General features: G+C 67.3%; 14 protein-coding genes, 1 tRNA gene and 1 pseudogene. 13 read left to right on the forward strand and 3 right to left on the reverse strand.

Annotated elements, in window-relative coordinates:
* Positions 1–46: 46 nt before the first annotated feature.
* A complete protein-coding gene (locus ACFWUU_RS40015; RefSeq protein WP_380183867.1) occupies positions 47–829 on the forward strand; it encodes a hypothetical protein in 783 nt (260 codons plus the stop codon).
* Here the strand turns inward: ACFWUU_RS40015 and ACFWUU_RS40020 are convergent.
* Positions 754–1,314 carry a phosphotransferase family protein gene (locus ACFWUU_RS40020; RefSeq protein WP_380183869.1) on the reverse strand — a complete coding sequence of 187 codons (561 nt, stop codon included), beginning with the start codon at positions 1,312–1,314 and terminating at the stop codon, positions 754–756. The genes ACFWUU_RS40015 and ACFWUU_RS40020 overlap by 76 nt on opposite strands.
* A gap of 232 nt (positions 1,315–1,546) precedes the next feature.
* Between ACFWUU_RS40020 and gltB the strand changes: the two genes are divergently transcribed.
* The 4 genes from gltB (at position 1,547) to pyk (ending at position 10,712) form a co-directional block, all read left to right on the forward strand.
* Positions 1,547–6,070 carry a glutamate synthase large subunit gene (gene gltB / locus ACFWUU_RS40025; RefSeq protein WP_380183871.1) on the forward strand — a complete coding sequence of 1,508 codons (4,524 nt, stop codon included), beginning with the start codon at positions 1,547–1,549 and terminating at the stop codon, positions 6,068–6,070.
* Positions 6,070–7,536: a glutamate synthase subunit beta gene (locus ACFWUU_RS40030; protein WP_380183873.1), complete on the forward strand. Its 1,467-nt coding sequence runs from the start codon at positions 6,070–6,072 to the stop codon at positions 7,534–7,536. Before gltB ends, ACFWUU_RS40030 begins: the two co-directional genes overlap by 1 nt.
* Before the next feature lie 74 nt (positions 7,537–7,610).
* Entirely contained in the window at positions 7,611–9,161 is a 1,551-nt protein-coding gene (locus ACFWUU_RS40035) for a metallophosphoesterase (RefSeq protein WP_380183875.1), read from the forward strand.
* Between the two features lie 99 nt (positions 9,162–9,260).
* Entirely contained in the window at positions 9,261–10,712 is a 1,452-nt protein-coding gene (gene pyk / locus ACFWUU_RS40040) for a pyruvate kinase (RefSeq protein ID WP_137254706.1), read from the forward strand.
* Positions 10,713–10,894: 182 nt separating this feature from the next.
* Here pyk and ACFWUU_RS40045 read toward each other — a convergent pair whose 3' ends face one another.
* Both ACFWUU_RS40045 and ACFWUU_RS40050 read right to left on the reverse strand, forming a co-directional pair.
* Positions 10,895–11,644, reverse strand: a complete 750-nt coding sequence (locus tag ACFWUU_RS40045; protein WP_380183877.1) for a transcriptional regulator — start codon at positions 11,642–11,644, stop codon at positions 10,895–10,897.
* A 43-nt stretch (positions 11,645–11,687) separates the two neighbouring features.
* Positions 11,688–11,761: transfer RNA gene (locus ACFWUU_RS40050), tRNA-Leu, on the reverse strand.
* A gap of 90 nt (positions 11,762–11,851) precedes the next feature.
* Here ACFWUU_RS40050 and ACFWUU_RS40055 point away from each other — a divergent pair.
* From ACFWUU_RS40055 to ACFWUU_RS40090, 8 genes and pseudogenes are all read left to right on the forward strand, one after another.
* Positions 11,852–12,622: a transcriptional regulator gene (locus ACFWUU_RS40055; protein ID WP_380183879.1), complete on the forward strand. Its 771-nt coding sequence runs from the start codon at positions 11,852–11,854 to the stop codon at positions 12,620–12,622.
* A gap of 18 nt (positions 12,623–12,640) precedes the next feature.
* Positions 12,641–13,222, forward strand: a complete 582-nt coding sequence (locus ACFWUU_RS40060; RefSeq protein WP_134098654.1) for an ANTAR domain-containing response regulator — start codon at positions 12,641–12,643, stop codon at positions 13,220–13,222.
* A gap of 180 nt (positions 13,223–13,402) precedes the next feature.
* Positions 13,403–14,644, forward strand: a complete 1,242-nt coding sequence (locus ACFWUU_RS40065) for a branched-chain amino acid ABC transporter substrate-binding protein (protein ID WP_233714727.1) — start codon at positions 13,403–13,405, stop codon at positions 14,642–14,644.
* 84 nt (positions 14,645–14,728) lie between these two features.
* Positions 14,729–15,082: pseudogene (locus tag ACFWUU_RS40070) on the forward strand (branched-chain amino acid ABC transporter permease); the annotation flags it as partial.
* 105 nt (positions 15,083–15,187) lie between these two features.
* Complete coding sequence (locus ACFWUU_RS40075; protein WP_380090514.1) at positions 15,188–16,045, forward strand: branched-chain amino acid ABC transporter permease; 858 nt, start codon at positions 15,188–15,190, stop codon at positions 16,043–16,045.
* A complete protein-coding gene (locus ACFWUU_RS40080) occupies positions 16,042–17,757 on the forward strand; it encodes a branched-chain amino acid ABC transporter permease (RefSeq protein ID WP_137254709.1) in 1,716 nt (571 codons plus the stop codon). Before ACFWUU_RS40075 ends, ACFWUU_RS40080 begins: the two co-directional genes overlap by 4 nt.
* Entirely contained in the window at positions 17,754–18,683 is a 930-nt protein-coding gene (locus ACFWUU_RS40085) for an ABC transporter ATP-binding protein (RefSeq protein WP_380183881.1), read from the forward strand. The genes ACFWUU_RS40080 and ACFWUU_RS40085 overlap by 4 nt, the downstream gene beginning before the upstream one ends.
* The gene (locus tag ACFWUU_RS40090) at positions 18,680–19,396 is read left to right on the forward strand and encodes an ABC transporter ATP-binding protein (protein WP_137254711.1); all 717 of its coding nucleotides are present in this window, start codon (positions 18,680–18,682) and stop codon (positions 19,394–19,396) included. The genes ACFWUU_RS40085 and ACFWUU_RS40090 overlap by 4 nt, the downstream gene beginning before the upstream one ends.
* The last annotated feature ends 122 nt before the right edge of the window (positions 19,397–19,518 follow it).

The following is a 19,518-nucleotide window of genomic DNA, read 5'->3' on the forward strand; positions in this document are numbered from 1 at the left end:
GCCAAATCGATCGCGCAGCAACCGCGGCTGCACTAGCGTCGCCCGGGTGTTTCCACACGAGATCGACGTCCCACCCCCCGCCTATCTCGAACAACTCGGCACCGTCTTCACCCGCTTCGGCGCCCAGGACTCCGGCAACATCTCGTACGGCGTCCAGACCGCCGAGGCCAGGTACTTCGTGAAGACCGCCGGCGACCCCGCCGACACCCAAGCGTTCCTCGGCTTCGAGGACCGCGTCGCGCTGATCCGAAACGCCGCCGAGCTCGCGCACTCTGTCGACCACTCCGCCCTGCCGACGCTGCACGCGGTCATCGAATCCCCAGTCGGGCCGGTGCTCGTCTACGACTGGCGCGACGGCGACCTCCTAGGCCCCGCCCTCGAACGCTTCAAGGCGCTCCCCACCGAGGAGATCCTCACCGCGCTCAACACGCTCTACGACCTCCACGCCGCCCTGGACGCCGCAGGCTGGGTCGAGGGCGACTTCTACCACTCCTCGATGCTCTACGACTTCCCGGCGAAGCGCCTGACGGTCATAGACCTCGACAGCTACCACCGCGGCCCGTTCGTCAACACGATGGGCCGCATGTTCGGCTCCAGCCGCTACATGGCCCCCGAGGAGCACGCCCTCGGAGCCCCCATCGACACCCGAACCACCGCTTACGTGATGGCCCGCACCGCCCAACTCCTCCTCACCGACTCACCCGACCCACTCCACGCCGTACTCACCGAAGCCACCACCACCCGCTACCCCACCTACAAGTCCTTCCACACCGCCTGGCAGACCGCCTCATCCACAATCCCCGCCAACCTCCCCAACCGCCCGACCTGACCCCCGGCGCCCGGCCGCGCAAGCGCCCAAGCCGCCCGCGACACCCCGGTATACGCCGCCACCAGCACCGCCCCACGCCGTACGTCGCCACCGTGCGCAGCAACCAAGGCGTCCAGCGGGGTGTCGACAGCCAGCGCCAAATACCCGAGGTCGAATCCAGCCGGCCCCAGCCCGAACTGCTCCCAGTCGATGGCGACAACGTCCTCGCCGTCCCGGCCAAGCAGGTTCACCGGATGGGCATCGCCATGCGTCGGCACCCGCGGCAGCCGGTCCAGCACCGCCAGCGCGGCCTCCCGCCGTACCCACAGCTCCTCGATCGCCGGTGAACTCAGCCCGGCCCGAGTCAGCGCATCCCATCCACCCCGCAGCTCCACGGTCCTCAGGCGGTCTCGCAGTACGTCCCGAGCACCCCAGGCAGGCTCGACCACCGAACCGCCCACGAACCGCCCCAGAGCCCCAGCCAGCCTCTCTCCAGCCCACTCCACCGCGGGTGGTCTCAGTAGGTGAATTTCGGGTGGTTTGGGTGGTTGTGGGGGCGGTGGGCTGGGAAGATGGGAGGCTAGTAGTGAGCGCTTGCTTACTGTGGGTCATCAAGGCGTTTCACGGTGGACTGGAAGTCCAGCTGGTGGGCGTCATGAGGTAGTCTCGGGACACCCGGCTTGGGCCAATGTTGTCCCGCGGCCAGTTGTTTGACCGTAGGACGACGGGAGCCCCTGAATGTATGGTCGCCCCCCATTCCCGAGCGAGGGTCTTTACGACGGGCAGCACGAGCACGACGCTTGTGGTGTTGCCTTCGTCGCGACCCTGACCGGTGAACCGAGCCACGACATCGTGGCCAAGGCCTTGACCGCCCTGCGCAATCTCGAGCACCGCGGCGCGTCCGGCGCCGAACCGGACTCCGGCGACGGCGCCGGCATCCTGCTGCAGGTCCCGGACGCCTTCTACCGCAAGGTGTGCGAGTTCGAGCTGCCGGCGACGCACAGCTACGCGACCGGTATCGCGTTCCTGCCCGCCGATCCCGACGACGCCGCCAAGGCGATCAATCGGATCGAGGAGCTGGCCGCCGAGGAGCAGTTGAGTGTCGTCGGCTGGCGGGACATCCCGACCACGCCCGACCTGCTCGGCGCGACCGCACGCTCGGTGATGCCGACCTTCAAGCAGCTGTTCGTCACCGCGAAGACCGGCCGCGTGCTCGGCCTGGCGCTCGAGCGGATGGCGTTCCGGCTGCGGAAGCGGGCCGAGAAGGAGACGGAGACCTACTTCCCGTCGCTGTCCGGCCGGACCATCACCTACAAGGGGATGCTCACCACCGACCAGCTGGACAAGTTCTTCCCCGAGCTGACGGACCCCGATCTCGCCTCGGCGATCGGCATCGTCCACAGCAGGTTCTCGACGAACACGTTCCCGTCCTGGCCGCTGGCCCACCCGTACCGGTACATCGCCCACAACGGTGAGATCAACACCGTCCAGGGCAACCGCAACTGGATGCGCGCCCGCGAGGCCCTGCTCGCCAGCGACCTGATCCCCGGCGACCTCGAGCAGCTCTACCCGATCTGTACGCCGGGAGCCTCGGACTCGGCCTCCTTCGACGAGGTCCTCGAGCTCCTGCACCTCGGCGGCCGCTCGCTGCCGCACGCGATGCTGATGATGATCCCGGAGGCGTGGGAGAACGCCACCACGATGGATCCGAAGCGGCGTGCGTTCTACGAGTTCCACTCGACGCTGATGGAGCCGTGGGACGGCCCGGCGTCGGTGGTCTTCTCCGACGGCACCAAGGTCGGCGCGGTCCTCGACCGCAACGGCCTACGTCCCTCGCGCTACTGGGTGACCGAGGACGGCCTCGTCGTCCTCGCGTCCGAGGCCGGCGTCCTCGACATCGACCCGGCCACCGTGACCGAGAAGGGCCGGCTCGAGCCGGGCCGGATCTTCCTGGTCGACGTCGACGCGCACCGGATCATCACCGACGCCGAGGTGAAGAACGCGCTCGCCACCGAGCATCCGTACGACGAATGGCTGCACGGCGGCCTGATCCGGTTCGAGGACCTCCACGAGCGGGAGCACGTCGTACACAGCCACGCGTCGGTGACCCGGCGCCAGCAGGTCTTCGGGTACACCGAGGAGGAGCTGCGCGTCATCCTCACCCCGATGGCGAAGTCCGGCGCCGAGCCGATCGGCTCGATGGGCACCGACACGCCGATCGCGGTGCTGAGCGATCGGCCGCGGCTGCTGTTCGACTACTTCGCACAGCTGTTCGCCCAGGTCACGAACCCGCCGCTGGACGCGATCCGCGAGGAGCTCGTCACCTCGCTGTCCTCGTCCCTCGGCCCGGAGGCGAACCTGCTCAGCCCGAGCCCGGCGTCCTGCCGGCAGGTGGTGATCCCGTTCCCGGTGATCACCAACGACGAGCTGGCCAAGCTCCGCCACATCAACCTCGACGGCGACATGCCCGGCCTGGCCACCACGGTCCTCCGCGGTGTGTACGACGTCGAGGAGGGCGGCGCCGCGCTCAAGGCCCGGCTCGACGAGGTGTGCGCCGAGGCGAGTGCCGCGATCAGGGACGGCGCCCGCATCCTGGTGCTGTCCGACCGGCACTCGAACGCCGACAGCGCGCCGATCCCGTCGCTGCTGCTGACGGCCGCGGTTCATCACCACCTGGTGAGGGAGAAGACCCGTACCCAGGTCGGTCTCGTCGTCGAGGCCGGTGACGTCCGCGAGGTCCACCACGTCGCGCTCCTGATGGGGTACGGCGCGGCCGCGATCAACCCGTACCTGGCGCTGGAGTCCGTCGAGGACCTCTGCCGGCGCGGCACCTACCTGCCGGGGATCGAGCCCGAGCAGGCTGTCCGCAACGTGGTGAAGTCGCTCGGCAAGGGCGTGCTCAAGGTCATGTCGAAGATGGGTGTCTCGACGGTCGCGTCGTACACCGGCGCCCAGATCTTCGAGGCGAACGGGCTGTCCCCGTTCCTGGTCGACATCTACTTCACCGGTACGTCGTCGAGGATCGGCGGCGTCGGCCTGGACACGATCGCCGAGGAGGTACGCCGCCGGCACCTGCGCGCCTACCCGGCGGACGGGATCCTGCCCGCGCACCGCAAGCTGGAGATCGGCGGCGAGTACCAGTGGCGGCGTGAAGGTGAGCCGCACCTGTTCGACCCGGACACGGTCTTCCGGCTGCAGCACAGCACGCGGACCGGTCGCTACGACATCTTCAAGCAGTACACGTCCCGGGTGAACGAGCAGTCCGAGCGGCTGATGACGCTGCGCGGCCTCTTCGGGTTCGGCAGCGACCGCGAACCGATCTCGATCGACGAGGTCGAGCCGGTCAGCGAGATCGTCAAGCGGTTCTCCACCGGCGCGATGAGCTACGGCTCGATCAGCGCCGAGGCGCACCAGACACTGGCGATCGCGATGAACCGGCTCGGCGGCAAGTCGAACACCGGTGAGGGCGGCGAGGACGCCGACCGGCTGTACGACCCGACCCGGCGGAGCTCGATCAAGCAGGTCGCCTCGGGACGGTTCGGCGTCACCGCGGAGTACCTGACGAACTCCGACGACATCCAGATCAAGATGGCGCAGGGCGCGAAGCCCGGCGAGGGCGGGCAGCTGCCCGGCCCGAAGGTGTACCCCTGGGTGGCGAGCACCCGGCACTCGACGCCGGGTGTCGGCCTGATCTCGCCGCCGCCGCACCACGACATCTACTCGATCGAGGATCTGGCCCAGCTGATCCACGACCTGAAGAACGCGAACCCGGCGGCACGGATCCACGTGAAGCTGGTGTCCGAGGTCGGAGTCGGCACGATCGCCGCGGGTGTCTCCAAGGCGCACGCGGACGTCGTACTGATCTCCGGTCACGACGGCGGTACGGGCGCGGCGCCGCTGACGTCGCTGAAGCACGCCGGTGGTCCGTGGGAGCTGGGTCTCGCCGAGACGCAGCAAACCCTGCTGCTGAACGGTTTGCGCGACCGCATCGTCGTACAGACCGACGGCCAGCTGAAGACCGGACGGGACGTCATCATCGCGGCGCTGCTGGGTGCGGAGGAGTTCGGTTTCGCGACCGCTCCGCTGGTGGTGTCGGGCTGCATCATGATGCGGGTCTGCCACCTCGACACCTGCCCGGTCGGCGTCGCCACGCAGAACCCTGTACTGCGGGAGCGGTTCTCCGGCAAGCCCGAGTTCGTCGTGAACTTCTTCGAGTTCATCGCCGAGGAGGTCCGGGAATACCTTGCAGAGCTGGGATTCCGGACCCTCGACGAGGCGATCGGTCACGCCGAGGTGCTGGACGTCCAGCGCGCGGTCGACCACTGGAAGGCCGACGGTCTCGACCTGGCGCCGATTCTGCACGTGCCGTCGCTGCCGGAAGGCGCGTCGCGGCACCAGGTCGTCGGGCAGAACCACGGCCTGGACAAGGCGCTCGACAACGAGCTGATCGAGATCTGCCGGCCGGCGCTGGAGAACGGCGAACCGGTGCGCGCGCAGCTCGCGATCCGCAACGTCAACCGCACCGTCGGCACGATGCTCGGCCACGAGATCACCAAGCGGTACCGCGCGGCCGGCCTGGCCGACGGGACGATCGACCTGACCTTCACCGGGTCGGCCGGCAACTCGTTCGCCGCCTTCGTGCCGAGTGGGGTCACCCTGCGACTCGAGGGTGACGCCAACGACTACGTCGGCAAGGGCCTGTCCGGCGGTCGCGTGGTCATCCGGCCGGACCGCCGCGCGCGGTTCGACGCGGCCGACCAGATCATCGCCGGCAACGTGATCGCGTACGGCGCGACGTCGGGCGAGCTGTTCATCAGCGGCGGCGTCGGCCAGCGGTTCTGCGTCCGGAACTCCGGCGCGACCGCGATCGTCGAGTCGGTCGGCGACCACGCCTGCGAGTACATGACCGGCGGCCGCGTCGTCGTACTGGGTGCGGTCGGCCGGAACTTCGCGGCCGGCATGTCGGGCGGCGTGGCCCACGTGATCGACCTGGACCACGCGCTGGTGAACCCGGAGCTGGTGGATCTGCACCCGGTCAGCACCGACGAGTCCGAACTGCTGCACGACCTGGTCCGCAGGCACTTCGAGGAGACCGGATCGGAACGGGCGGCCAAGCTGCTCGCCGACTGGCCCGCGGCGGCTGCCAGGTTCACCACGGTGATGCCCCGCGACTATGCCCGGGTGCTGGCGGCCAAGGCGGCCGCCGAGCGTGACGGGCTGGACGAGGATGCCACCACGCGAGCGATGATGGAGGCCATCTGATGGCTGATCCCAAGGGATTCCTGACCACCCCGCGCGAGGTCGCCGACCGGCGGCCGGTGGAGGAACGCAAGCAGGACTGGAAAGAGGTCTACCCCGGTGGACCGGGCAAGGCGCTGCTGCCGATCATCACCAAGCAGGCCGGCCGCTGTATGGACTGCGGTATCCCGTTCTGCCACAACGGCTGCCCGCTGGGCAACCTGATCCCGGAGTGGAACGACCTGGTCTGGCGGGACGACTGGTCTTCGGCGATCGAGCGGTTGCATGCCACCAACAACTTCCCGGAGTTCACCGGGCGGCTGTGCCCGGCGCCGTGCGAGACCTCCTGTGTGCTCGGTATCAATCAGGACCCGGTGACGATCAAGAATGTCGAGGTCGCGATCATCGACAAGGCCTGGGAGACCGGCGACGTCCGGCCCCAGCCGCCGGAGTGGCTGACCGGCAAGACGATCGCGGTCGTCGGGTCCGGTCCGTCCGGCCTGGCCGCCGCACAGCAGCTGACCCGCGCGGGCCACACGGTCGCGGTCTACGAGCGCGCCGACACCCCGGGCGGCCTGCTGCGGTACGGCATTCCCGAGTTCAAGATGGAGAAGCTGCAGGTCGACCGCCGGATCCAGCAGATGAAGGAGGAGGGCACGGTCTTCCGCTCCGGCGTGAACGTCGGCGTGGACGTGACCGGCACCCAGCTCAAGCAGCGGTACGACGCTGTCGTCATCGCCACCGGGGCCACCGCGGCCCGCGACCTGCCCGTACCGGGCCGCGAGTACGGCGGCATCCACCAGGCGATGGAGTACCTGCCGCAGGCCAACCGGGTCGCGCTCGGGCAGACCGTCGACGACCAGATCGTTGCGACCGGCAAGGACGTGGTGATCATCGGCGGCGGCGACACCGGTGCCGACTGCCTCGGTACGGCGCACCGGCAGGGCGCCCGGACGGTGACCCAGCTGGAGATCATGCCGCGGCCGGGCGACGACCGTCCGGGGCACCAGCCGTGGCCGACGTACCCGATGATCTACCGGGTCGCCTCCGCGCACGAGGAGGGCGGCGACCGGGTGTACGCCGTCTCGACGGTGAACTTCGAGGCCGATGCCGACGGCAACGTCTCCGGACTGAACCTGGTCGAGGTGAAGTTTGCCGACGGCAAGTTCAACCCGGTCGAGGGCAGCGAGCGGACGATCCCGGCGCAGCTCGTGCTGCTGGCGATGGGCTTCGTCGGCCCGGAGCGCGAGGGTTTCCTCGAGCAGCTCGGCGTCGAGCTCGACGAGCGCGGCAACGTCAAGCGGGACAAGGACTACCAGACCTCGGTCGAGGGCGTCTTCGCCTGCGGTGACGCCGGTCGGGGTCAGTCGCTGATCGTCTGGGCGATCGCCGAGGGGCGGTCCTGCGCCAACGGCGTGGACACCCACCTCACCGGCTCGTCCACGCTTCCCACCCCGATCCCGCCGACCGCCCGGCCGCTGGCGGTTTGATCGCATTTCGGGCACCCGCCAACACGAAACGCGAGGTGGGTGCCCGAACTGGATCGGCTCGATAGGTTGGAAGCGTGGCTACCCGGCTGGTGACGAAGGCCCGGCTCCGTGCGATCGCACCGTGGGCCGGGCTCAGTCTGCTCTTCGTCCTGACCACGGCCGTGGTCGGCCTGCTCGGATTCGTGAACGACTCCGAGCGGGTGACGATCGGCGCACACGCGGCGACGGTGTCGCCCACCTTCGACGGGTACGCGACGCTCGACCTCGGCGCCGTACTCCCGCGGTTGCGGATCCCGGCCGACACTCCGGGCAGCATCGGCGTCAACATCGACGTACAGGAGACCGACGCCGACAACCTCACCGAGCTGCTCACCCGCGACACCCTGATCGCGTCCCAGCCCGACGGTGAAATCGGGCAGATCAAGCAGGTCATCCAGCAGATGGCCGTCGACAACGCAGTCGCCGGAGCCGGTACGGGCCTGCTCGTGGTCGTCGTGGTCGCGACGCTGTGGACGGCCCTCGGCGTACGTCGCCGGCGCGAACTGTGGCACCTGGTCCACCGGCACGAACGCCGGTTCGAGCACCGCGCCATCGTCGTACTGGTCGCGATGCTGATCACGATCGCCTCGATCTACGGGCCGGGGCGGATGCGGCCGGCCGAGGTACCGCCGACGCAGTGGCAGCCGCTGTTCAAGCTGCTGCCGGAGATGTCGTTCGACGACCGGCTGAAGAAGGTCGAGGTCGCGTCCGGGTTCTCCACCACGGGCGGTGTCGGGGTGATCCGGACGCTGGTCGAGACGTACCGGAAGTCGACCGAGCTGTACGGGCAGCTCAAGGACCGGGTCGCCGACGTCGCGCCGGAGATCCACCAGCCGAACAAGGAGGAGAAGGTCGCGCTGCTGGTGTCGGACCGGCACGACAACATCGGCATCGACGGGTTCGCGTCCGAGGTGGCGAAGGCCGGCGGCGCCAAGCTGCTGATCGACGCCGGTGACGACACCTCGTCGGGGCAGAGCTGGGAAGCGTTCAGCATCAACTCGCTCCGGCAGCACTTCAAGGACTTCAAGGTAGTTGCGGTGGCCGGCAACCACGACGCCGGCGGGCACGTCGAGGAATTCATGCGCAAGAGCGGGTTCACCGTACTCGACAGCAAGCCGGTCGAGGTCGAGGGGATCCGGTTCCTCGGCGACAGCGACCCGACCAAGACCGGCCTGGGCAGCGCGGACATGCCGGGGGACGAGACGATCGAGCACCAGTCGAACCGGCTCGCGGACGTCGCCTGCGACCAGCCGGAGGACAAGCGGATCTCGACGATGGTGGTGCACGACCCGTCGTCGTACGCCGCCACCGCCGAGCGCGGGTGCGCGACGCTGCTGCTGTCCGGTCATCTGCACCGCCAGGTCGGCCCGACGACGCGGGTGATCGACGGGCGCGCGGTCACGACGTACACGAACGGGACGACCGGGGGAGCGGCGTACGCGTTCGCCCTGGGCTACACGCTGCGGAAGCCGGGTGAGGTCACCCTCATCACGTACCAGAAGGGGCAGCCGGTCGGCCTGCAGACGGTCACCGCGCAACCCAGTGGCGATGTGACCGTAGGGGCCTACACCCCCTTGAGTTCTTGACGATTCAGGCGATGCGGCTGATTGCCATCAGCTGTTAACTGTCCAGTAACGGGGGTGGACCAGCGGGGGCAGTGGTTTGCAGGAGTAGGGTTTTGTGACGTGCGTCGCGCAAAGATCGTTTGTACGCTCGGCCCGGCTACGGCCGCCCCGGAGCGCATCCTGGAACTCGTCCAAGCAGGTATGGACGTCGCAAGGCTCAACCTGAGCCACGGCGCCCATGCCGAGCATGAGCGCATCTACCAGCGGATCCGCACCGCAGCCGCGGAGACCGGTAGCAACGTCGGCATCCTGGTCGACCTGCAGGGTCCTAAGATCCGGCTGGCCGAGTTCGCCGAGGGGAAGGCAACGCTGACCTACGGCGAGCGCTTCACGATCACCACCCGGGAGGTGCCGGGCGATCAGACCATCTGCGGGACGACGTACGAAGGCCTGCCGGGTGACGTGAGACCCGGCGACCAGTTGCTGATCGACGACGGTCGGATCGCGCTGGTGGCCGAGGAGGTCACCGAGACCGACGTGGTCTGCCGGGTCACCGTCGGCGGGCCGGTGTCGAACCACAAGGGCATCAACCTGCCGGGTGTCGCGGTCAGCGTGCCGGCGATGTCCGAGAAGGACGTGGAGGACCTGCGCTGGGCCCTGCACCTGCCGGCCGACATGATCGCGCTGTCGTTCGTGCGGGACGCGGCCGACATCCAGCTGGTGCACAAGATCATGGACGAGGAGGGGCTGCGGCTCCCGGTCGTCGCCAAGATCGAGAAGCCGCAGGCGGTCGCCAACCTGGACGAGATCATCGAGGCCTTCGACGGGTTCATGGTCGCGCGTGGTGACCTCGGTGTGGAGCTCCCGCTCGAGGAGGTCCCGCTGGTCCAGAAGCTGATCATCGACCAGGCCCGGCTGAACGCGAAGCCGGTCATCGTCGCCACCCAGATGCTCGAGTCGATGATCTCCGCACCGCGCCCGACGCGGGCGGAGGCCTCCGACGTCGCGAACGCCGTACTCGACGGTGCGGACGCGGTCATGCTGTCCGGCGAGACCAGCGTCGGCCGGTTCCCGATCGAGACCGTCAAGACGATGGCGCGGATCGTGGAGTCCACCGAGGAACACGGCCTCAGCCGCGTCCAGGCGATCGAGTGGGAACCGAAGACGAAGGGCGGCGTGATCGCCCGGGCCGCCGCGGATGTTGCTGAGCGGCTGGACGCGAAGTACCTGATCGCGTTCACGCAGTCGGGCGACACGGCGCTGCGGCTGGCGCGATATCGCACCGAGGTACCGCTGCTTGCGTTCACCCCGGTCCCGTCGGTCAGCTCCTGGCTGAGCGTGGTGTGGGGCATCGAGACGTACATCGTCCCGACCGTCGAACACACCGACGAAATGGTCCGCCAGGTAGACCAACGCCTCCTCGAGCTGGGCAAACTCCAAAAGGGCGACCTGGTAGTAATCGTCGCCGGCTCCCCACCCAGCATCCCCGGCTCCACCAACGCCCTCCGAGTCCACCGCATGGGCGACGCCATCGAAGGCATAGCCCCGGCCTACCGCAGCCAAAACCCGTAACCGAACAACCATTCACAGAAGCAGCTGAGGCGGCCAGTCAACCGACTGCCCGCCTCAACTACTTGCACCCCAAAACAAACAAAGAACAGAGTTCTGAGATGTGGCTGGGCTGGGTGGGTAGCCGGCGGGTCGCGGGGTTCGAGGAGGGGAAGCAGAGGACTGGGGCCGGGACTGGTGGTGGGCTATGACTTGGGGCCGATGAAGGTGTCTAGTTGGGTGACTGCTTCTCGGCGGGCTACGGAGCGGGCGTTGGGGCGGGGCATGCGCCAGGGGATGTTGAGTAGGTCCAGGGACCATTGGCAGAGGTGCATGATGTCGGTGGATTCGTTGGAGAACATGTAGCGGGGGTATTCGTAGCGCTTGAGGTGGCCGGCGACGGTGCGGGTTGTCCAGTTGGCTACTCGGCAGCCGTCGGAGTTGAAGAGACCGCGGAGGAAGAGTTCGGGGTATTCGGCAACGATCTCCTGCTGCCAGCCCTCAAGTTCGATCCTCCGATGATGCTTAGGCCCCGGCCCGTGCTGAGGGAACATGCACGGCCAGTGTTTCCAGTAGGCGACGACAGACGTGTAGCCGACGGCTTGGACGCGATGCACTGGGCGGCTTGGATGTACGGCGAGAACGGCGTCCGCCGCCTCGTCGATCAGTCGGGGGTAGGCGTCGTCGCACGCGATCCGCAGCGCGTAGACCTCGCGCCGATGCTTCGACAGGCAGCCGTCACCGAGATACAACCCGAGCAAATGGGCGTACGACGCAGCATCGAGCTTCCCGTCCGCGCACCGTGGGCAGTCATTCGGGTACCGCGGACGACCCCTTCGATCCCGCCAATCACGGAGGGTAGCGCGACTCATTCCGAGACGCTTGCTGATCGAGTTGAGACTCTCGCCGCGAGCCATGGCATCGCGAGCGAACGCGCGCATCTGCTCGTCGTACATGACGGGAGACTCGCAGACACGACCGACAGATAGCGGTCGACGGTGCCCTGGGTGGGACTCGAACCCACACTGTACGGGTTTTGAATCCGCATTCTCTGCCAATTGGAATACCAGGGCGTGGCCTGAAAGATGTTAGCGCATCGCCGCCGGTGCTCGCGCATCGGCACGACGGCCCGAAACTGTCGGTGGGCGACGCGAGTATGTCGCATGGCTCACTTCAGGTCGCAGGAGACGGTGGACTCCGCGTTGCGGATGTCGGACAACGGCGTTAGTGACAAGACGAACGCCGAGATCCACGGTGTTGCTGTCAAGACGATCCGGCGTTGGCGGCGGCTGTATCAGCGTCAAGGCCTGCCGCGGGGGACCCCGTATCCGGGGACGCCTTGTCCCAGGTGTGACGGAGCCGAGCTGGACGAGTCGGCGTACGCGCTGTTGCTCGGTTGGTACCTGGGCGACGGCCACATCGCGAAGGCCAGGCGAGGTGTCTACGTCTTGTCGATCTCGAACGATCCGAAGTACCCGATCCTCAACCAGGAGATCGCCGCGACGATGCGACTGGTGAAACCTACCGCGAGCCCTTGTCTGCGGAACGGTAATGCGATCCGGATCGAGGCGCGTTGGAAGCATTGGACGTGTCTCTTCCCGCAGCACGGCCCTGGGCTGAAGCATCTGCGGAAGATCGAGTTGGCTGACTGGCAGCGGGAGATTGTTGCCAAGTACCCCGAACGGCTCTTGCGGGGGTTGTTTCACTCGGATGGGTGTCGGTTTGTGAACTGGGCCAGTAAGCCGGCGACGGGGAAGCGGTACTGCTACGTGCGGTACATGTTCTCGAACGAGTCGGAGGACATTCGGAAGATTCTCACTGACGCGTTGGATCTGCTCGGGATCGCTTGGCGGCAGCCGAGGCGGAACGTGATCGCGGTCAGTCGGAAAGAGGCGGTTGCTGTGTTGGACGGGTTCGTGGGGGCCAAGGGGTGAGGTCGCTAAGGTGTGGGCGTGACTGCTAAGCGTGTGGTGATCGCTGAGGACGAGGCTCTGATTCGGATGGATCTGGCTGAGATGCTCGCGGAAGAGGGGTATGACGTCGTCGGGCAGGCGGGGGACGGGGAAGAGGCGATCCGGCTGGCTGAGGAGCAGCGGCCGGATCTGGTGATTCTCGATGTGAAGATGCCCAAGCTAGACGGGTTGAGTGCGGCGGAGAAGATCGCGGGGGAGCGGATCGCCCCGGTGCTGATGCTGACCGCATTCTCGCAGCGGGAGTTGGTCGAGCGGGCGCGGGACGCCGGCGCGATGGCGTACCTGGTGAAACCGTTCTCCAAGGCCGATCTGCTGCCCGCGATCGAGATCGCCGCGTCGCGGTACGTCGAGCTCGCCGAGCTCGAGCGGGAGGTCGCGGACCTGGCCGAGCGGCTGGAGACGCGCAAGCTGGTCGACCGGGCCAAGTCGATCCTGCAGACCAAGTTCGGGTTGTCCGAACCGGACTCGTTCCGGTGGATCCAGAAAACCGCAATGGACAAAAGAGTTTCGATGCGGCAGGTCGCGCAGTTGGTCGTTGACGAGGCTGGCAGTAGCGACTGAATCACTCTCCGCTCATCGGGCTGAGCGCGCGTACAGTAACCACTACTCCCCATGCTGCTTACCGCTGTAACGACCTCACAACACACGCTCTGTCACATCGCCTGAAGAGCCACCCGAGGTCTAACCTGCGGATGCTCGCGGCAAACGCGAGAGTCCGGGGATTTGCCGGACTATCCAGACATGGGAGGAACAGTGCACCAGCGTTCCGTAGTAAGGGTCGGCGCGTCGCTGATCGTTGCGTCGTTGGCTCTGACTGCCTGCGGCTCACGCAGTGGCAACGACTCCGGGGGGAGCTCCGGAGGTTCGACGAAGACTGCCAAGATCGGTGTCATCGCGCCGCTGTCCGGAGACTTGTCGGCCCTGGGTCTGGGTATCCAGCACTCCGTCGAGCTGGCCGTGAAGCAGGCCAACGATTCCAACGCGATCCCGGGCTGGAAGCTCGAGGTCGTGCCGAAGGACGACGAGGCGAAGCCGGACCCCGGTAAGAACGCCGCCACCGCCCTGGCCGGCGACGCGGACGTGATCGGCGTGGTCGGCACGCTGAACACCAGCGTCAGCCAGCAGGTCCAGCCGGTGCTCGCGCCGAAGAACATCGTCCAGGTCTCGCCGGCCAACACCGGTCCCGGCCTGACCCAGGGCGCCAACTGGCAGACCGCGCCGCAGCGGCCGTACAAGACGTACTTCCGCACCTGCACCACCGACGCGGTCCAGGGTCCGTTCGCGGCCCGGTACCTGTACGAGACGGCGAAGATCACCAAGGTCGCCACCATCCACGACAAGAAGGCGTACGGCCAGGGTCTGGTCGGCACCTTCACCGAGGAGTTCAAGAAGCTCGGCGGTCAGGTCGTTGCGGCCCAGACCATCAACCCGGACGACTCGAACTACCAGGCCGTGATCTCCGCGATCAAGCCGTCCGCTCCGCAGGCGGTCTACTACGGTGGTGAGTACCCGCAGGCCGGTCCGCTCTCGCAGCAGATGAAGGCTGCCGGTCTGAACGTCCCGCTGATGGGCGGCGACGGCATCTTCGACCCGAAGTACATCACCCTGGCCGGCAAGACCTCCGACAACGACCTGGCCACCTCGGTCGGCGCGCCGGTGGACTCGCTGGAGTCGGCGAAGAAGTTCGTCTCCGACTACAACGCGCAGGGCTACAAGGAGCCGTACGCGGCGTACGGCGGTTACTCCTTCGACGCGGCCAACGCGATCATCGCGGCGCTGAAGACCTCGCTGAAGGACGCCAAGGACGTCGAGTCCGCGCGTCAGGCGACGGTCGATGCCATGAGCAAGGTTTCGTTCGACGGCGTGACCGGCAAGGTCTCCTTCGACCAGTACGGTGACACCACGTCGAAGGTGCTGACCGTCTACAAGGTTGCCGGTGGCAAGTGGGCCACCGTCGAGACCAAGGCGTTCGAAGACAAGTAAGCGAAGTCGACCTCATGTCTCGGGGGTGGGAGCGATCCTCCCACCCCCGTGGCGTGTCATAACTGAGGCAGATGGGAGGTCGACGTGGACCAGTTCCTCCAGCAGCTCGTCAACGGGCTGACCTTGGGCTCGCTCTACGCCCTGATCGCGGTGGGTTACACCGTGGTCTACGGCATCGTGCAGCTCATCAACTTCGCCCACGGCGAGGTCTTCATGATCGGCGCGTTCGGCGCGCTGACCACGTACTTGCTGTTCTTCAACGGTCATACCAGCGTCTGGATCCTGCCGGTGATGATCATCGGCGCGATGATCGCGTCGGTCGGCACCGCGGTGCTGATGGAACGTGTCGCGTACCGTCCCCTGCGGAACGCGCCACGGCTGGCACCGCTGATCACCGCGATCGGTATCTCGGTGTTCCTGCAGGAGTTCATCCGGCTCTTCTACGAGCAGCCGGGCTGGACCGTCGCGGTGTTCGCCGGCCTGGCGATCGCCATCGGCTACGTCGTCGGTGCGCGGCAGGCCAAGGTCAACCTCAACCACCCGGTGTCCAAATGGAACGACCGGGCCCCGTTGCTCGGCGCCGCGGTCGGCGCCGTCGTGCTGTGGGGCGTCGTCCGGCTGTACAACGGCGACGTGTCCGCGCTGTACATCGTGGTGGCCGTCGTCGGCGGTGCCATCGTCGGTACGGCGGTCGGCGTGCTGGCCGGCCGGCTCGCGAAGAAGGGTGCGCGGGTCGAGATCAACGTGCAGGCCGTGGCTGCCACGGCCGTCGCGTCCGCGCTGACCGCGGAGATCGGCTGGGTCATCTTCAAGGAACTGATCAACAAGGTCGAGTGGCCGAGCGCGAAGCAGCGCATCCCGTTCCCGCAGCTCGACGTGGTGACCGGTACGGCGCTGCAGGTCGGCGGCGTGACCATCCAGCGGTCCGCGATCTTCACCGTCGCCGCGCTCGTGGTCTGCGCCGTACTGCTGTGGTTCTTCATCAACCGGACCCGGCTCGGCCGCGGTATGCAGGCCGTGTCGCAGGACCCGGACACCGCCCGACTGATGGGTATCAACGTCGACCGGATCATCGTGGTCGCGTTCGCACTCGGTGCGGTGCTCGCGGCGATCGCGGGTGTCTCGCAGGGTCTGCAGAACAACAACATCGACTTCCGGATGGGCTTCCTGGCCGGTCTGAAGGCGTTCACCGCGGCCGTGCTCGGTGGTATCGGCAACGTGTACGGCGCTGTCGTCGGCGGTCTGGTGCTCGGTGTGGTCGAGGCGATGGCCACGCAGTACATCCCGGGTCAGTTCGGCGGAAGCACCTGGAAGGACGTCTGGGCCTTCGTCATCCTGATTCTGGTTCTGGTCTTCAGGCCGCAGGGCCTGCTCGGCGCGAGGGTGGTGGACCGGGCATGACGGATGTGAAAACTCCGGTGCCGGAGGCAACGGAAGCGCCGCCGGCGAAACCGGTCAGCCCGATCGCGTGGCCGTTGGGGATCGCGGGCGTCGTGCTCGTGATCGTCGGCTCGTTCCTGTCGTGGAGCTACGACAAGACGATCCTGAACGACCTGTCGATCAACTTCTATCCGGGCGGGCTGCAGATCCTCGCGATCATCACCGCCGTCCTGGCGCTGGTGCTGCTGCTGGCCGAGAAGGGCCCGCTGACCAGGCTCGGCGCGTGGCTGGACGCCACGCTCGGGATCCGGACGCTCGGCGCCGGTCTGACGCTGTACATGGTGCTGATCCTGGTTGCGATCGGCACCGAGTCCGACGGCCTGATCAACGTGAACCCGGGTGCGTACATCACGCTCGTAGGTGCCTTGGCGATCGCGGTCTCGGGCTGGATGCTGCCGTTGCGGCAGTTGCGGGACATGAGCGAGGCGAGGCTGCCGGGCTGGTTCGAGATCCTGACGATCGCGGTGCTGATGGCCGCGGTGCTGTTCGCCGCGGCGTACGCCCTCGGTCTGCAGGACGCCTGGTCGTTCGTGCTCTGTCTGGTGTTCATCGCCGTGATCGCGACGGCGTTGTTCCGGACCGGCACGATGACGTTCGTCGGTCACGTCGGGCAGCGGCACCGCAAGGTGCTCACGCTGGCCGCGTTCGTGGTCGCGTTCCTGTTCCCGTTCACGCAGAACGGGTCGGACGCGAACATGTCGATCGCGAACCAGGTGCTGATCTTCGGCGCCACCGCGATGGGCCTGAACATCGTGGTCGGTCTGGCCGGCCTGCTCGACCTCGGGTACATCGCGTTCCTCGGGGCCGGCTCCTACACGGCAGCGGTGCTGTCGAACTCGGCGTTCGCCACTGTCGGGTGGAAGCCGCCGTTCCTGGTCGTGATGCTGGTTGGTGCGGCGGTGTCCGCGACGCTGGGTCTCATCATCGGTACGCCGACGCTGCGGGTCTCGGGTGACTACCTGGCCATCGTGACGCTCGGCTTCGGTGAGATCTTCCGGTTCTCGATGGGCAACCTGGACGGCAACAACGGCCCGAACCTGACCAACGGACCGAACGGTATCCCCGGTATCCCCGACCTGGAGATCGGCGGGTTCAACTTCGGTGACGAGCACGCGATCGCCGGGATCGAGCTGGGCCGGTTCTCGAACTACTACTTCCTGCTGCTGATCCTGATCGGCTTCGTCATCCTGGTCTTCGCCCGGCTGAACAACAGCCGGATCGGCCGCGGCTGGGTCGCGATCCGGGAGGACGAGAAGGCCGCCGAGGCGATGGGCGTGAACGTGTTCGGGCTGAAGCTGCTCGCGTTCGCGGTCGGCGCGTTCCTGGCCGGTCTGGCCGGCACCATCAAGGCGCACCAGGACGCCGCGGTCAGTCCGGACCAGTACCAGTTCATCGAGTCGGCGTTCCTGCTCGCCGCGATCGTGCTCGGCGGTATGGGCACCATCGCCGGTGTGTTGCTGGGAGCAACGATCCTGAAGCTGCTGCCGGAGAAGCTGCGGTTCTTCTCGGAGTACCGGCTGCTGATGTTCGGCCTGCTGCTGGTGCTGATGATGCGGTTCCGGCCCGAGGGCCTGGTCGCGAGCAGACGGAGACAGCTCGAGTTCCACGAAGAGGACGAGGAGCTGGCCGTCGAGATCGAAGAGGAACGCCTGGCCGTCGGGGAGGCGAAATGACAGTGACCGAGTCCCGGCCCGCGGCCTCCCGGCCGATCGGCGAGCCGGTCTTGGAAGCCTCCGGCGTGACCATGCGGTTCGGTGGTCTGCTGGCGGTCAACAACGTCAACCTGACCGTTCGCGAGGGTGAGATCGTCGGTCTGATCGGCCCGAACGGGGCCGGCAAGACGACGTTCTTCAACTGCCTGACCGGTCTGTACAAGCCGACCAGCGGTCAGGTCCGGTTCGCCGGTGTACCGCGGAAGGCGCCGAAGGCCCCGAAGCGCAAGAAGGGCGAGGAGCTCGATCTGGAGGCTGTGCCGGTCCAGGAGCTCGCCGCGCTGTCGCCGTTGCCACCCAAGCCGCGGGCGGTCGTCCGGGCCGGGATGGCGCGGACGTTCCAGAACATCCGGCTGTTCGCGAACATGACCGCGCTGGAGAACGTGATGGTCGGGCGGTACTGCCGGACCAGCGCGGGCGCGCTCACGTCGGTCCTGCGAGGGCCGAAGTTCCGGCGCGAGGAGGAGGCGACCCGGGCCCGGGCGCAGGAGCTGCTCGACTTCGTCGGTCTCGGCCGCTCGACCGAGCACCTGGCCCGGAACATGCCGTACGGCGACCAGCGCCGGCTGGAGATCGCGCGGGCGCTGGCCACCGACCCGAAGCTCATCCTGCTGGACGAGCCGACGGCCGGTATGAACCCGCAGGAGACCCGGCAGGCGATGGACCTGATCTTCAAGATCCGGGACTCCGGGCTGTCGGTCGTGGTGATCGAGCACGACATGCGGTTCATCTTCAACCTGTGCGACCGGGTGCTGTGTCTGGTCCAGGGGGAGGCCCTGATCGAGGGCAGCCCGGACGAGGTGCAGTCCGACCCGCGGGTGATCGAGGCCTACATCGGCACCGGCGAGGACGACGAGGACGAGGCAACGGGAGAGGAGACCTCATGACCGCCATGCTCGAGGTCAAGGACCTGGAAGTTGCCTACGGCAAGATCCTTGCGGTGAAGAAGATCAGCTTCAGCGTGGAGCAGGGGCAGGTGGTGTCGCTGATCGGCACCAACGGCGCCGGCAAGACCACCACGCTGAAGACGATCTCCGGTCTGCTCCGGCCGACCGGCGGCGAGATCTGGTTCCAGGGCGAGCGGATCGACCACGTGGCGGCGCACGACATCGTCACCCGGGGTCTGGCCCACTCGCCCGAGGGCCGGCGGATCTTCCCGCGGCTGTCGGTCGAGGAGAACCTGATGCTCGGCGCGTTCTCGCGCCGGGACCCGACCGGCGTACGGACCGACCTGGAGTCGGCGTACGAGCTGTTCCCGATCCTGGGGGAGCGGCGCAAGCAGCCGGCCGGTACGTTCTCCGGCGGTGAGCAGCAGATGCTGGCGATGGGCCGGGCGATGATGAGCCGGCCGAAGCTGCTGATGCTGGACGAGCCGTCGATGGGTCTGTCGCCGATCATGATGAAGCGGATCATGTCGACGGTGACCGAGCTGCAGCGGCAGGGTACGACGATCCTGCTGGTCGAGCAGAACGCCCAGGCCGCGTTGAAGCGGGCCGACTTCGGCTACGTGCTCGAGGTCGGGAAGATCGTGCTGTCGGGCTCCGGCAGCGATCTGTTGGTGAACGACTCGGTCCGTAAGGCCTATCTCGGCGAGGACTGAGGGTTCGTCGCGGGGGGGTTAATTTTGGGGTTGAAAAAGCCGACTTAACACCCACGGGGCGCCCCAAAAAACCGGGGTGAGTGGCGGGGCCGCCCACCGCATTAATTTTAAAAGTGTGTTCG

The organism is Kribbella sp. NPDC058693 (genome assembly GCF_042715335.1).
GTDB lineage: Bacteria > Actinomycetota > Actinomycetes > Propionibacteriales > Kribbellaceae > Kribbella > Kribbella jiaozuonensis.